At 59.5% G+C, this 13,126-nt stretch carries 15 protein-coding genes; 4 read left to right on the plus strand and 11 right to left on the minus strand.

Going from position 1 to position 13,126, the window contains the following annotated elements:
- Positions 1-260 precede the first annotated feature (260 nt).
- From G6N77_RS15145 to G6N77_RS15165, 5 genes are all read right to left on the minus strand, one after another.
- A complete protein-coding gene (locus G6N77_RS15145; protein ID WP_165183010.1) occupies positions 261-1,094 on the minus strand; it encodes a hypothetical protein in 834 nt (277 codons plus the stop codon).
- A gap of 236 nt (positions 1,095-1,330) precedes the next feature.
- Positions 1,331-1,873, minus strand: a complete 543-nt coding sequence (locus G6N77_RS15150; RefSeq protein WP_306986821.1) for a GNAT family N-acetyltransferase — start codon at positions 1,871-1,873, stop codon at positions 1,331-1,333.
- Positions 1,874-1,975: 102 nt separating this feature from the next.
- Positions 1,976-2,221 (minus strand): hypothetical protein, encoded by a 246-nt coding sequence (locus G6N77_RS15155; RefSeq protein ID WP_165183011.1) that lies wholly within the window; start codon positions 2,219-2,221, stop codon positions 1,976-1,978.
- Between the two features lie 518 nt (positions 2,222-2,739).
- The gene (locus tag G6N77_RS15160) at positions 2,740-3,279 is read right to left on the minus strand and encodes a hypothetical protein (RefSeq protein WP_165183012.1); all 540 of its coding nucleotides are present in this window, start codon (positions 3,277-3,279) and stop codon (positions 2,740-2,742) included.
- A 282-nt stretch (positions 3,280-3,561) separates the two neighbouring features.
- On the minus strand, positions 3,562-3,927 hold the full coding sequence (locus G6N77_RS15165) for a VOC family protein (RefSeq protein ID WP_165183013.1): 366 nt from the start codon (positions 3,925-3,927) through the stop codon (positions 3,562-3,564).
- Positions 3,928-4,157: 230 nt separating this feature from the next.
- Here G6N77_RS15165 and G6N77_RS15170 point away from each other — a divergent pair, with 230 nt between their 5' ends.
- Positions 4,158-4,319, plus strand: coding sequence for a hypothetical protein (locus tag G6N77_RS15170; RefSeq protein WP_165183014.1), 162 nt, complete (start codon positions 4,158-4,160; stop codon positions 4,317-4,319).
- 108 nt (positions 4,320-4,427) lie between these two features.
- Entirely contained in the window at positions 4,428-4,850 is a 423-nt protein-coding gene (locus tag G6N77_RS15175) for a GNAT family N-acetyltransferase (protein ID WP_165183015.1), read from the plus strand.
- Here the strand turns inward: G6N77_RS15175 and G6N77_RS15180 are convergent.
- The 6 genes from G6N77_RS15180 to G6N77_RS15205 all read right to left on the minus strand — a co-directional run bounded on the left by G6N77_RS15180 (position 4,806) and on the right by G6N77_RS15205 (position 9,568).
- The gene (locus G6N77_RS15180; RefSeq protein WP_165183016.1) at positions 4,806-5,528 is read right to left on the minus strand and encodes an NUDIX hydrolase; all 723 of its coding nucleotides are present in this window, start codon (positions 5,526-5,528) and stop codon (positions 4,806-4,808) included. The genes G6N77_RS15175 and G6N77_RS15180 overlap by 45 nt on opposite strands.
- Before the next feature lie 182 nt (positions 5,529-5,710).
- On the minus strand, positions 5,711-6,214 hold the full coding sequence (locus G6N77_RS15185) for a hypothetical protein (protein ID WP_165183017.1): 504 nt from the start codon (positions 6,212-6,214) through the stop codon (positions 5,711-5,713).
- 265 nt (positions 6,215-6,479) lie between these two features.
- Complete coding sequence (locus tag G6N77_RS15190; RefSeq protein ID WP_165183018.1) at positions 6,480-6,983, minus strand: barstar family protein; 504 nt, start codon at positions 6,981-6,983, stop codon at positions 6,480-6,482.
- Positions 6,984-6,991: 8 nt separating this feature from the next.
- Positions 6,992-7,315 (minus strand): ribonuclease domain-containing protein, encoded by a 324-nt coding sequence (locus G6N77_RS20470; RefSeq protein WP_420867317.1) that lies wholly within the window; start codon positions 7,313-7,315, stop codon positions 6,992-6,994.
- 749 nt (positions 7,316-8,064) lie between these two features.
- The gene (locus G6N77_RS15200; protein WP_165183020.1) at positions 8,065-8,727 is read right to left on the minus strand and encodes a Type 1 glutamine amidotransferase-like domain-containing protein; all 663 of its coding nucleotides are present in this window, start codon (positions 8,725-8,727) and stop codon (positions 8,065-8,067) included.
- A 169-nt stretch (positions 8,728-8,896) separates the two neighbouring features.
- Positions 8,897-9,568 carry a VOC family protein gene (locus tag G6N77_RS15205; protein ID WP_165183021.1) on the minus strand — a complete coding sequence of 224 codons (672 nt, stop codon included), beginning with the start codon at positions 9,566-9,568 and terminating at the stop codon, positions 8,897-8,899.
- Positions 9,569-9,684: 116 nt separating this feature from the next.
- On the opposite strand from G6N77_RS15205, the gene soxR reads away from it, so the two are divergent.
- Both soxR and G6N77_RS15215 read left to right on the plus strand, forming a co-directional pair.
- A complete protein-coding gene (gene soxR / locus G6N77_RS15210) occupies positions 9,685-10,164 on the plus strand; it encodes a redox-sensitive transcriptional activator SoxR (RefSeq protein ID WP_165183022.1) in 480 nt (159 codons plus the stop codon).
- A 1,919-nt stretch (positions 10,165-12,083) separates the two neighbouring features.
- Positions 12,084-13,121, plus strand: coding sequence for a LacI family DNA-binding transcriptional regulator (locus tag G6N77_RS15215; protein ID WP_165183023.1), 1,038 nt, complete (start codon positions 12,084-12,086; stop codon positions 13,119-13,121).
- Positions 13,122-13,126 lie beyond the last annotated feature (5 nt).

The following is a 13,126-nucleotide window of genomic DNA, read 5'->3' on the forward strand; positions in this document are numbered from 1 at the left end:
TTCGACCCTTTTCCACTATCAGCACTGCTCGGGAATTCAGGATGGTTGCCCACGGTTCCCCCAATATTGTCCTCCAGGGCCAGCATACGGCCGGTCATGGACGTGTTCCTGTCGGCATCTTTCCAACTCACCTTGCGCCATCGACAGGGGTACCTCTTTCCCACGCGGGACCCCCGGGATGGGAGGGATTCCGACGGATCGGCTCCAGCGGAGTTCGTGCAGGTACTTCGCGGCATGTCGTGTGGGTGGGGCTGTCCTTGTCAGATGCCCATGGTTCGCAGTTCGAAACTGTTCGGCACGTGGGCTGTTCCGGCGGTGGCATTCTTGCAGTCCGGTCCGGAGAGGAGGACGTGTCCACCGCCGTCGGCGAGTATCCACAGGTTCATGGCTTTCCCGGGGATGGGAAGGGTTGGCCACGGGCCGCGGCCGGGGTAGGACAGTTGGAAGATCTGGGGTGTTCCGCTCTTGTCGGGGGCCTGCAGGGTCAGCTGGGTCGTGCTTTTGTACATGGTGCGCTGGCGGATGGTGGGGGTCAGCTGCCGCCATTGTTCCGTGCTGGTCAGGGTTTGCGCGCTGCGGTAGGTGGAGGTGGTCAACCAGAGAAACGCCCCGGCCATGCTTAGCCAGATCGCGTCCGTGAACGCGAAGATGTAGGGCAGGTTCCTTTGAAAACTGTCCAGGCCGACGATCAGGACGTGGGAGGGATCGCTTGGGTCCACACTGGCGGTGACCGTCGTTTGCGGGGCGGGCATCCCGGCACACGTTGAGGCCGGGTCGAAGGTGGCCGTGTGTTGTAGGCCGTGCAGGGTGAACTGCAATCCCAGGCCACAGTGATCCCCCCTGGAGTAGTAAGGGTGTTGGCTGGTGACGACCGCGGGGACACTGATGAACCCGCCCCAATAGGGCCTGGTGATGGAGCCGAATTCGAACACGGAGCCCAGGAGCACGAGGGTGAATATGGTTGCCGCTATGACGGCACGGCGTTGGAGGCGCCGGCGGAGGCGGGATCCCGCCCATGCAGGTGCCGCCTGGGGTGGGAGCGCGATGGCCGGCAGCTGCAGCCCATCGGGGAGCTGTAAAGTTTCCGGTTGCATCGTCCCCCACGTCGTTGGTGTGGATTCAGTTTAGGCCCGGTCGCTGGCAAGGACCTGGCAACACGGTCCGGGGCCGGGGGATGGGAAGGAGGCCAACACTGGCATTGTCGCGGCTGAGGCTTGGCAGCCAGGGTTGCCGGATGAGATCTGCCCGCCCCCACCAGCCGTTCCGCGTGCAGGGGGCGGGCAGCGATGCGAATGGCTTGGACCGCTCCATGGTGTGCAGGTCAAGTCCACTAGTCGTGGAGGACTATTTGGTAGAGGTTGTGGTCCTGCCATTCCCCGGCGATTTCCAGGTACCGTGGAGCCATCCCGATCTGCCGGAAGCCTGCCTTTACCAGCACCCGTTGCGATCCGGCATTGTGCACCAGGGTGCTTGCCTCGAGGCGGTGTAGTCCGAGCCCGTCCCGTGCCGTTTCCACGATCACCCCGACTGCCGTGGAGGCAAGGCCGCGGCCCGTGTACGTGCTGTCGACCCAGTAGCCCAGCCCCGCACTCTGGAAGGAGCCGCGCACGATTCCGGCCACGTTGAACCGTCCCACGATGGCATCACCGGCAAACAAACCCAGGGGATACCCGTCCCCGGATTTCATCGCGGCCAGGCGGTTGGCAATGTCAGCGGCCTGCCACACCTCCGTGTAGTACTCCTCGGGACGCACCGGCTCCCACGGGGCAAGATATTCACAGTTGCGCACATACGCGGCGGCAAGCGCCGGCGCGTCACTGGGGCGCAGGATGCGCATCCCGATATTTTCACTGAGCTGGCGGGGTTCAAACACCCGTCAACAATACGCGCAGACGACTCCAGCATGTTGCCCGGTGAACATGCCCCAGCGGGACGGGGCTCCGCAAGGCCGTGGGCACGTCTCCAGTCGTGTCGGCTAATCGGGCTGCTTCGTCTCACGGCGGGCGCGATGCATGAGGTTTAAGAAGTAGTCACAGGCCTCGGATTCGGTTGGGAACTCGTGTAAAACATTCCGGGTTCCTCGTTCCGAGTAGTAGATCACAAACTTTGACCCCTGCTGTTCGATGTTCAGCGTGTCGTTCCTGTCGCTGCCGTGCAGGGCGTAGCTATCCGGGGCGAATCCTTCCGACGCGAGAACGCCAGCGAGCTCTGACCTGTCCATGCCTACATTATGCAACAGGTGGACCGCTGACCGGTTCAGGGCCGATGCAAGGGGGAGCACCATAGGAAATCCACGTGACGGTCGCCGACGTGCGCGTTCTCTAGCTCGGGACGGAATGGGTAGGGTACGGACACTAAGAGGTGATCGCGCAGCGCCCCGATCGTCCATGGCTCCCTTATGGGAAGTGTATGGCCGACGCGGAGCTTGCCACCACGGTTGTAGGAGGGGGTCATGGCGAGAAGCACGACGGTACGATCGTCGCCGACCGCGGTGCAGATGATGAACTCCATCCCGAGGTTCTCAGCCTCGGTTGCAGTCCAGCCGCCGATCGAGTTGTACGTCCAGGGATCCTTTGGCAGCGATGGTTCAACCCCTAAGACACGGAAATGTGGATTCTGTTCGAGGACCGGACCTGAGCTTCAGGTGAGGGTCTCAATTTGTCGCCCAGCGAAGAACCTCCGCACATGCTGCTAAAGCGCCCCACGTACGTCATCACATGGGATAAGGTCCGCCATCGGCTACACGCAGACCCAGCAGTAAAGACGCTTTGCTGAGGCGTCGGCCCGACGAGCAAGGCGGGACAAACTCTTTAAGAAGTCGGCAAGATCTTGCGGATCGGCTGCGTTCCCGAACTCCTCCGTCTCCGACCATGGGACTGCGACTTGCTCGAGGACATCGTCGTCTGCAGCGGCTAGGGCTGACATCAGGGCGCCAGTGAGCGTCAGCACGAGGCGCTCACCTCCGGCCCCGATCGCAACTTCGTGTCCGCTGCGAGGATCCTGAACAATGTCGTCGTAGGCCTTGCCGGTGATCAGTTCCTCTAAGGTTCCGAGCTGTACAACGGGATCAAGATTTTTCGTAGAAACCGTATCGTAGACGACAAGTTCGGGGTCAGTGCCGAACGCCGGTGAAACCGTTGTGCGTTTGCGGCCGAAGATGCCACGCGTCGGCTCGGGCTGCACAATCGTTGCTTGGGAACCGGGACCTCCCACGCGATCGATCACTGTTGCGGCTTCCTCGTCAGACCCAGCAGAGAAGTAATCAAATAACACACTCATAAAGGACATTATCCACGACTGAAGAAATAGCACGTCCGTGGCTTTCCGAGCCGGACCGAACTGCTGCAATGTAAGCAATGCTGGGTTGCTTGCGTACGCGGACCGCCCCACAGTTTCGTAGTGAGCAGGCACTGCATCGTTGGAAATGATGGCGGAGGTGGAGAGAGGGAATGGCAATATCGGATCGGGTTGCACGGTTGCACTGCCAAAATGAGTCTTTCGGAGCGGGCAAAGAGAATCGGTCCCGCAGGAGGTTCGGTTTAAGGATGTGGACGGTTCAGTTCAATCCGCGCGGCTGGTGAATCGGAGGTAGTAGCCGTCTGGGTCCGTGACGCGGAAGTCGGTTAGCCCCCATTCCCGCTCTTGCAGGTTCTCCGTGGGAATGATGCCCCGATCGACGATTCTGTCTCGCAGGGCATACACATCATCGACCTCGATCACCATTTCCGTCATCACCGGATGAGCGCGCTGCGCAGGATCGACTGGTTCGGCTTCGCAGACACCGATCCGAACCGTTCCCATGCGAATCGACGCATAGCGCGGAGGCCCGTCATTGCGGGCCGTGACGTGAAAGCCTAAACGTTCGTAGAAATCCGTCGTCACATCCACGTCGCCGGGGAAAATCTCAACCCGCAAAAATGCATCCACGGTTCCCATCCTGACCTATTGGCGGACGTACGTCGATGGCACCCTCAGCGTCGGGACTTTCATCAGTGGAGGAATTCTATGCATAACATGGTGAAGTCCCGCAGGCCCTTCCACGACCGGGCACCATTCCGTGGGACCCCGCCACGTCAGGCGTACATGCATGGGCGATGTGAAGTCACGGGTGGACGGCCCATTTTCGGTTCTGTTGCCGGCTCTGGGAGAGTGGACCCATGGATATTACTTTGTTGCTCGTCGTCCTGATCCTCGTAGTGCTGTTCGCCAGCATCAGCGTTGTTGGTGCGTTGCATCGGATTCGCGATGCGAGTGAGAAAGCCCTCGCCTTACTGGAAAATCAGGCCGCCCGGCAGAACACGGACGACTCGTCCCGGTAGTGGCACGTGGGGGCGTGAAGGCGGGGAAGCGAAGCGTCGATTCGGCCGCCAATGGAAGGGCACAATGACGGGCCGAAGGGAGTGAATGAGTTGTGGTTGGATGGTGGGATGAATTCGATCTACCGTTTCTCTTCAGATGATGCCGATATCGATCGGGTACAAGTGCATCAGTGGCTCAGCGAGGAGAGCTACTGGGCGAAGGGAAGGTCCCGTGCAACGCAAGACCGGGCGATTGAAGGATCCCGAAATTTCGGCGTCTATGAGACAGGGACGGGCCGGCAGCTCGCTTACGCACGTGTAGTCACGGACGGCGTCACCTTTGCCTGGCTTTGCGATGTGTTTGTCGCTGCCGAGGTCCGGGGGCAGGGTATCGGCGTCGCCCTCATTAACGGGGTAATGGATGTATTCGAGCCGCTGAACTTGAAGCGCATGCTTCTGGCTACGGAGGACGCCCAGGGTCTTTACGCAAAGTTCGGGTTCGAACCTTTAGCCAGCCCCTCGCGCTGGATGGAAAGACAGCGCAACAATTAGCCCGTCCAAGGTCAAGCGAACGGGACCATCCCGCCTGCGGATATTCCCTGGCGGTAGCGGCTCCGCCTTGCCACTGGGTTTATCTCCGCCGCGCATCCCGCGTGCCGTGATTGACTCTCCGCCGGGTGCCGGCTGCCAGCCGGCGCTTCGTTGTAGATGTGGCAGTCCGAGAAGGATGTTGGCAAGGTGGAAGCTTTGCTTGAAGAAGCCTGGCTGGAGGATGTCTTCGACCCGTTCGTGGCGCACTTCGATCTCGTCGTTCGCGTCGAGTGATTGTTCCCCGGTACGTTCGCAACCGAGTGCAACAAAGTAATGGATCAGGTTGTCCTGGTTTCCCCAGTTTGCGTAGGCGCTTCCCACGGCCAACAGCTGTGAGGGGCGGTAACCTGTTTCCTCGAGAAGTTCCCGCTCGGCTGCAGTCGCCGGGTCCTCGCCGGCTTCGATCCCTCCGCCGGGGAGACCGGGAGCGACCACACCGCCACCGTGGTGATACTCCTCAATGACCAACACCTTCCCATCATTGGTCATGGGGAGGATCGACACCCAGTCGCTGGCACAAATGACGTAATAGGGGTCGATCACCTGGCCACCACCCCCGGTGCAACGGTCAGCCCGTACGCGGATCCAGCGATCCTCAAGCACGAATCGGCTTGCTTCCCTCGTCCATTTGCTGATCATTCAGATCCTCCTGATGCATCGACATGGTGGCTAGAGTGCGTGCCCGCACCATCGATCGGACTGGTGCCTGCACCTCGCCCTTTCGGCCACCCGGTGCGGCATGGTGTTTGTCGCCGGACGCGGACAATATTCTGTTTCTGTCCCGCAAGCCCTTCGGCTGGCGGCCCCTGCCCCTGGGAAGATCAGATATGAGCGGCTAGAACCCTTCGTCCCCGGTCGAGGACATCGGCGATGAGGCGCCGCTCCTCATCGCTGAAATAGGGGCTGTAGTGTTCGCCATCGGGTGTGACGCTTTCTAGATTATTGCCCCAGAAAAGCTTGTCGTAGCACGTATCCACTTCTGGGGATCGGGGGTCCGGTGTGCGGCCGACACTGCGGGCAATATCGTCAAGCAAGTTCCACGCGTTCAAGACCTGAGTGCAAATATCGTCCGAAGCCGGCAGATCCAGCAATCGTTCCAGTCCATCCAAATTTTGAACTTCATCGTTGTCCTTTTCCAATCTCAGGCCGTACCGGCCTGCCACTACGGAAAAATCCTCTGGCGCATGGACGACGACGACTCTGCCGTTGTCGACAAGAACACCATCAGTGTCCCCCTCCACTTCCTGAGTTGCATCATCGGTCTGCCACACCAAACCTAGCGCCTGACCACGAAACTGAACCCAGTGACGGTACGAGATCTTCATTCCCGAATCTTACCCACGTATCAACCACATCCCAGCCTTCCGGCGCCCCCGCTGTAGGGCTCCCAGTCCCCAAACCCTACCCGTCCGGATACAAGGCTATTCCCGCCGGGCTATAGGCCCGGCGGCGCCGCCCTCAACACGACGGAAACCCGCCAGCATCAAGCCGGAGTCGCCGGACCGCCCGGCGACAATGGCCGCCCCGGACGGGCAGGAACCCCAACCAACCTCAACTCATATTGTCTAAACGACTTTGCAGGCGGCCTGTCTAATCAGCAGAGCAGGGAACAATTTTCAGGCCAGCATCTCTCCACGTATTCACGAACTGCTGCCCAACGCCCGGCTGGGTATGGAATACCACGTGAAATGGGATTGCGGGTCTATCCCACCATTCACCGCGTTCAATGGGCCGAGCGTAGGTATCGGATGCATCCTTCAAGATTTGAAAAAATATGGACAACGATTCCGGCTCCTGGGACAATATTTCATCCGCCCTGCTTATCAACAATACGATCCCATGACCAAATGGAAAGTACTGCATCTCGCTCAAACACTCGTCAAAAGCATTCCAATTGTGTCCGAAATAATACGAGAATTGCAAAACGGCAGCGAATTCATCGAACAAGTCCGATATTGTGTGCATTTTCCGGCCCCGTAGCACTCGACAAGACATCCCATCTTCGTCAAGCTTATATTTCAGCGACCACAACTCGCTGTCCGTTGCTTCCAGAAGCTGGACAGAGAATTCAATATAAACCTTCTTGAAGTCCATGAGCACTCTTATCTTATCGATACGAAACTAAAGTAGTGATCGGACGTAAAGTACGCAGAATGATCACTCCCTGTTATTAGTCGATAATTGCCTCTATCGACTCCTTTGACATCGGGGTAGATGTCCCATTCCGTATAGGTTACGGTGTCGGCATTCACTATTTTTGGCAACAGTTGATATTTTGGACCTGCATAATTTTTATATGGTTTTTTTACCTGAATATCCGGGAAACACGCTGTCTTTCTCGTCAACGCGATGAAGGACCCTGAATACTTCTGGTGGAATATGGCCATTTGTCCAAAATTGTTCCTTAATGTTCTTCCAGGAATCATAGTACGCTTGGTCGGGCTGATCCAGGTGCTTGTCCCAGGGCACAGGTGGGAGGTTTGCCTTGTTTTGGGCGTCGTTTTCTTGTTTCAGCTTGACGCTGGTTATCGCGGCCGGACATTCGATGCCGCTTGTGAAGAAGCAGGTGACTCCGGCGGCGATCCCTAATATTCCTGTGGTCATGTCGTCTGCATATGGTGCTTTGCTGGGCCCGTTATATGCGGGACCCGAGATGGCGTTATTGGGCGGTCCTTGACCGTAGGCTTTGTAATCCGTGACATCTCGCGTGAAGCTTCCACCCGAGCCATCAAGACTACTGTTCCATGTAACAGGTTGGGATGAGGCGTAATAGTTGCTCCATACATCGTTCGGTCGCAGGGGGATGCCTTCGCTGGGTCCAGCGATTGCAAACCCTGAAGGATCGGAGTTGTTGATGGGGTCGGCGTTGGCGTATTGGTAGGCGGAGAAGTCTTGTTGCTTGACCCGGTTGAGGATGGGGTCGGGGTCGCGGGCGCCGAGGTGCGTGAGGGTGCTGATGGTGTCGGCGAGGCCGCCGATGTAGCCATTGGCGGCGGAGTAGCCGGCGGGGTTCGCCCCGTTGGTGCTGATGCCGCAGGTGGCGGCGGGGGCGGTGGTGTAGGCGCCGGTGGCGGTTTGGGTGGCGCCCCGGTTGAGGCCATAGGCGTCCGTGTAGCGAGTGACTGATGTGGTGGTTGTCGCTGGTTGCAGGATGGTTTGTGTCGTGTCGACGCCGTCACTGATGATGACGGCAAGTTTTACTGTTCCGGCGGCAGCGGTGCGCTGGGCAATGGTTTTTCCGGCGAAGCTGTAGGTGCACGTTGCGGATGGTTCCGTCCTTGACAATGACGCCGCCTCGTTCGGGAAGGCAAAGCACGCCACGGCCGCTTCGGGCATGGTGTGAGCGTGCAAGGCCAAGCAGCGCACCGGTGTAGTGGGGGAGCACGTCCAGTTCACCCAAGAGCCCCATGCCGGTAGTGTCCTGCAGGCCTGGATCATTCGGATCTGTTTCCCGTGCGATGCCGATATCGGCCCCCATCAGGATACCGCCGTAGACGAGCCCGCCACGGTCGAGAAAGGAACGCAGGGCCGGAAGCAGCCCTGAGGACTGAAGGGTGTCCAGTAAGTCAAAGGTGTTCCCGCCCGGAATGGCAATGATGTCCGTGCCTCCGAGGCCGCCGTCCATTCGCGCCTCGGTGGTGGTCCAGACATCGACATGTGAGGGATTGAACCGTTCGAGGGCGCCGGTGATCCAACGGCCGGCGCTTCGGCGGTCCTCAAGTCCACGGCGCGCAAACGGCCACACTGTTACCCGCAAGCCCGGGTGGAAGGCTTCGATCCACAAATTTGCCTCCTCGTCGTCTGATCCGCCGCCGCCAAGATAAATTGTCCCCGTCATGCAGTGATGATTTCATGCCCGCTACGAAATTCCTTGGCACGCCGCACTGTCGATGGCGCAGGCCCTCAGTCCCCAAACCAGGTCGGTGGTCAAGGCCTAGTGGCCGTGGTCAGTGCCGTGGCCGGAACGTTTTTCAATGGGGTGGAAGTCTGGCTGGCCATGGCGGCGGCTATGAGCTGGTTATGGTGGTCCACTGGTTGAGGTTTGTGCGGGAATTCCGCGCTGGTGCTTCGATGTGGACCATGAGGGGCCCGCGGGCTGGTGTGGAGGTTTTGGTGGGGTACCAGGTCCGGTCCTGGTCCACGAGGATCAGGAGGCCGTCGTGGCTTCCCATGGAGGCGAAGGTGGTGGAGAGGTCGTAGTAGTGGGGGATGCCCAGTTCCCTGGACAGCGTGGCTGCGGCGTCCAGGACGTTCTCGACGCCCATGCCGACTTCGCTGATGGAGAGCATGTGCGGGTTATCGCCTGCGGTGGGGGCCGTGCCGGCGTCGGCGTTGCGGGCGATGAATTCCAGGATGATGCCTTCAGGTCCCGGGAAGTAGAGGGAGCGGGATCCCCACTCTTCGGATCCGGCGATGACCTCGGAGCCGCCGGCCTTGATGAGGGGGACGCGGCGGGCCAGCCACTGGTGGGCGAGCTCAAATTCCTCGGGCGGGATGCCGAAGGCGAGGTGGTGTGCCCCGTCATACCGGTCTCCGGCGGTCAGTGTCAGGCGGCTGTGGCCGATAATGACCTCGACGCCGGCAAGCGTCGAGGTGACCGGCAGCCCGAGGGTGTCGCGGTAGAACCGGGCCGCTGTGGCGGGGTCGCGGGCGGTGAGGGTGACGTTGAGGATTTTCATGTATGCGGTGCCTTCCAGGGGGGAATCGGGTGTTTGCCGTGGTGTTTGGGGTGCATGCCCATGGAACCACCTCAAGTTTGCTTGAGGTCAAGACGGTGGGGTGCAATCATGGGTTCATGGCCACTGCTGTCTCCAAGAGTTTGCTGCCCATCGGTGAGATTGCGGGCAGGGCGGGCCTGTCGGTGCCCACCGTGAGGTATTACGAGTCCCGCAAGTTGATCACTTCTGAACGGACGGCCGGGAACAAGCGGCTCTTTCGCCGGTACACGCTGCGGCGCTTGGCGATCATTGCGGCGGGGCAGCGGGTGGGCCTGACCCTGGCTGAGATTGGGGACGCGCTGGCGGAACTCCCGTTGGACAGGGCGCCGAGCCAGGAGCAGTGGCACCGGCTCAGCACGCACTGGGCGCAGTTGGTGGCCGCAAGAATCCGCCGGCTGGAAAAACTCCAGGGCTCCCTTGATGACTGCATTGGCTGCGGCTGCCTCTCCCTGAAGAAGTGCCACCTCTTCAACCCCGGGGACGAGGCCGCGGCCGAGGGCCCGGGATCGCGCTGGATCCGACAAAGCCTGGACGACCACGGGGACACGTGGGGCTGAACCCGGATCCGGCCGTCACTGCCTTGGCGAGTCCCGGAGGGGTCGTGCACCGCGCTAAAAACCTCTGAGGGGATGTGTTGAGGGGTGGTGTAGTACGGAAGGTTGGGCCTGCGCGTACCGTCCACAGCCCTACCTTGGGCCGGTGGTCCCGGGAAATATTGCCGAATTACGTGACGTGGACGATTGATTCGACCGCGCCGGACTGCCTGCATTAACACAGGACGTCCTTGGCTGGCCGGCGGTGCCCGGTGCGGCGAGCAGGGCGATCGGAGGGCCGAAAGTTCGCCGGCATGGCGCCGCGTCGAACGGACCCCAAAAAAACCGCGGAATTCCGCGGTTTTACGCTTGCAGATTGAAAAACGTGGCGACAAAATGGGGCCTGTTTGGACTCCGAACAGGCCAAAAACGTGACCAAGTTTTCGTTCAAAAACGTGAGTAAAGCGTGATTTGGCCCCTTCTGCGGACCCGGCAGAAACAGTAAAGCCGCAGGTCAGAGGCCCTTTTTGGTGCCCCGGGCCGGACTCGAACCGGCGGCCAAGAGAAACCCAGGAACCTCATGCCAACAGGCTTCAACCGACGCCAAGAACCGCCAAATTCCGGAGGGAGTGCAGGACAACGGGGCCCCTTTGGCATGCCAATAATTGGCACGGGTTTTCGTTCAAAAACGTGAGTAAAACGTGACGAGGCCGGCCGCGCAGCGCCGGATATGCCGTTTGACGGCCGTTTGCAGGTTCATCGACATGGCGGACCGCATGTCACTGGTTGTGAATGGAGGTCCGTCACTGTTCACCAATTCCGGTTGTTTGAGGCGTGGTCTCGACCCCACCAGTCATGTGTCCATTATCGGTCGTGAATTGTGTTTTTGGTGACGCTTTGTTGGGGGAGTGGAGTACTACCCACCCCAAGTTGGTGGCCATTTGCCTCTGACTGGCCGACCTGGTCAGCCTAAATTGGGGTCAATTTCGTGAGCCAAACTGAGAACAGTTTAACAGCGAACAGGTGGTAGGCCGGAGAATCTCCGTGGTGTTTGCCGAGGGGGGAATGGGTGAGGATGATGACGGAAGCAGTGGCGGCAGGCACTAAGAAGGAGTTAAAAGCTGAGGGCCCCGCAACTCCTGGCCGCGGGACCCTCAGTAATCCATAACAGGGAACCTGCCCCTGTCTTCTACTACAGTTTACTACTGTGAACAGGCGCGAGCAAAGAAGTGTTGAGGATGTACTCGGTGCTTCCTCGAAAGGGCGCCCCAAACAATGACGGGACAGCCACGGTAGGTGACCCGGCGTCGATTGCGTGCGGATTTGAGCTTGGCAGACGCCCTCAGAGCGATGCCTATGACGACGATGGTTTTTTGTGCCAAGGCTTCCCCTCACTGCTGTTGAAAACGTCCCGGCTGCCGAATTTGGGACCTGTGAAGCCCATAGAGAAGGTCGAAGGAGTCAGGGGCGGGCCAGCAGTTCAGACCTCGTTGTCGAGAATTCGTCTTCAGTGAGAATTCCTGGATCCCGGAGCGAAGCAAGTTTTCTAGTTTGCTTCGGGACATCGGGTCTGATCACAGAGGTCGATGCGAGGACCCCGGCGTGCACTCGGGACTGCACCGACCATCCGCCGTTCCCGGACAGTTTGCGACCACTGACCCCTTGGAATCAATCATCTGGGGGAGGGAGCTGAGCGGACTGGCGGAACCAATTTCTGGTCGTTCGCTGTAGGCCTCGACGTCTGCGTCTTTGGCCCGTTGGGCCGTGACTTGGTGATGTCTGGTGTGCCATTGCCCGAGAAGTGGGTGAAATTCGGAGGCAACATGATTGACACATCCCTCCAGAGTGTTTTATGGTTTATCTCACACCATCTAACGCGCGTTAGATAAGCGCGTTAGATGGTCTGTTTGTCCAGTAGATGTCAACGAACGGATTATTCAACGATGAACGAGCCACTTCGCGCCAAAGTGACCATGTTGGACGTGGCGAACCACGCCAAGGTTTCGCGGACCACTGTCTCGTTCGTTCTGAGTGGAAACACCGACGCTGGGATCTCAGATGAGACGCGCTTACGCGTACAGAAGGCGGTCTCAGAACTCGGCTATCGACCGAACGCAAGTGCTCGAGCCTTGGCTTCCAAGGAATCGAAGCTGTATGGGCTGATCACCGAAATTGTCACCGGTCCATACGCGATGGACATTGTTCGCGGCGCGCAGGAGCAGGCGGCCCTGGAAGGGCGAATGCTGCTGATTGCCAGCACCGATGGGACCGATAAGTCGGAACGCAAGGCGATCGAAATGATGCTTGAGCACCGAGTCGCGGGGTTGATCTACGCTACGGCATGGCACCGCGGCGTGAATTTGCCCGATACCATCAGCGAGGTTCCCGCCGTTCTGGTCCACTGCTTTGACCAGAACGGCAAATTACCGTCCATCACTCCGGATGAAAGAGCAGGCGGACACACTGCCGCCATGAGACTAATCGATGCCGGCCACCGCCGGATCGGGATGATCAATTTGGATCCAACTATTCCCGCCGCCATCGGTCGACGTGAGGGATACACCTTCGCGCTGGCTCAAGAGGGCATTGCACTGGATGAAGGCCTCATTATCAATGCAGGCGGTGAGGCTGACCAGGGCTACCAGGCGGCCTTCTCGCTTCTCAATGCCGCCGACCCGCCCACGGCCATCTTCTGTGCCACAGACCGCATGGCCATGGGTGCTTATGACGCCATTAAGGAACGCGGGCTGACCATTGGCGAAGACGTCTCCGTGATTGGCTTCGACAACCAGGAACTTATTTCCAACTATCTGCGCCCCAGCTTGACCACAATCGCGCTGCCCTTTCGAGAGATGGCTGCCTTGGGCGTCAGGTCCCTGGCAGAAATTGCCTCGGGGAACTACGGCCCGGTCCGTGAAACTCTCGTGGGTTGTTCGCTCATTGAGCGGAGTTCCGTAGGCGTTCCGCACAGATCCCGCTAGACAAC

The organism is Arthrobacter silviterrae, from assembly GCF_011045165.1.
Classification (GTDB): Bacteria; Actinomycetota; Actinomycetes; order Actinomycetales; family Micrococcaceae; genus Specibacter; species Specibacter silviterrae.

Excerpts from the sequence above, each read along its gene's own strand:
- G6N77_RS15145 (WP_165183010.1), bottom strand. The coding sequence starts at position 1,094 with ATGCAACCGGAAACTTTACAGCTCCCCGATGGGCTGCAGCTGCCGGCC.
- G6N77_RS15155 (WP_165183011.1), bottom strand. The coding sequence starts at position 2,221 with ATGGACAGGTCAGAGCTCGCTGGCGTTCTCGCGTCGGAAGGATTCGCC.
- G6N77_RS15160 (WP_165183012.1), bottom strand. The coding sequence starts at position 3,279 with ATGAGTGTGTTATTTGATTACTTCTCTGCTGGGTCTGACGAGGAAGCC.
- G6N77_RS15170 (WP_165183014.1), top strand. The coding sequence starts at position 4,158 with ATGGATATTACTTTGTTGCTCGTCGTCCTGATCCTCGTAGTGCTGTTC.
- G6N77_RS15175 (WP_165183015.1), top strand. The coding sequence starts at position 4,428 with ATGAATTCGATCTACCGTTTCTCTTCAGATGATGCCGATATCGATCGG.
- G6N77_RS15180 (WP_165183016.1), bottom strand. The coding sequence starts at position 5,528 with ATGATCAGCAAATGGACGAGGGAAGCAAGCCGATTCGTGCTTGAGGAT.
- G6N77_RS15185 (WP_165183017.1), bottom strand. The coding sequence starts at position 6,214 with ATGAAGATCTCGTACCGTCACTGGGTTCAGTTTCGTGGTCAGGCGCTA.
- G6N77_RS15190 (WP_165183018.1), bottom strand. The coding sequence starts at position 6,983 with ATGGACTTCAAGAAGGTTTATATTGAATTCTCTGTCCAGCTTCTGGAA.
- G6N77_RS20470 (WP_420867317.1), bottom strand. The coding sequence starts at position 7,315 with ATGATTCCTGGAAGAACATTAAGGAACAATTTTGGACAAATGGCCATA.
- G6N77_RS15200 (WP_165183020.1), bottom strand. The coding sequence starts at position 8,727 with ATGACGGGGACAATTTATCTTGGCGGCGGCGGATCAGACGACGAGGAG.
- G6N77_RS15205 (WP_165183021.1), bottom strand. The coding sequence starts at position 9,568 with ATGAAAATCCTCAACGTCACCCTCACCGCCCGCGACCCCGCCACAGCG.
- soxR (WP_165183022.1), top strand. The coding sequence starts at position 9,685 with ATGGCCACTGCTGTCTCCAAGAGTTTGCTGCCCATCGGTGAGATTGCG.
- G6N77_RS15215 (WP_165183023.1), top strand. The coding sequence starts at position 12,084 with ATGAACGAGCCACTTCGCGCCAAAGTGACCATGTTGGACGTGGCGAAC.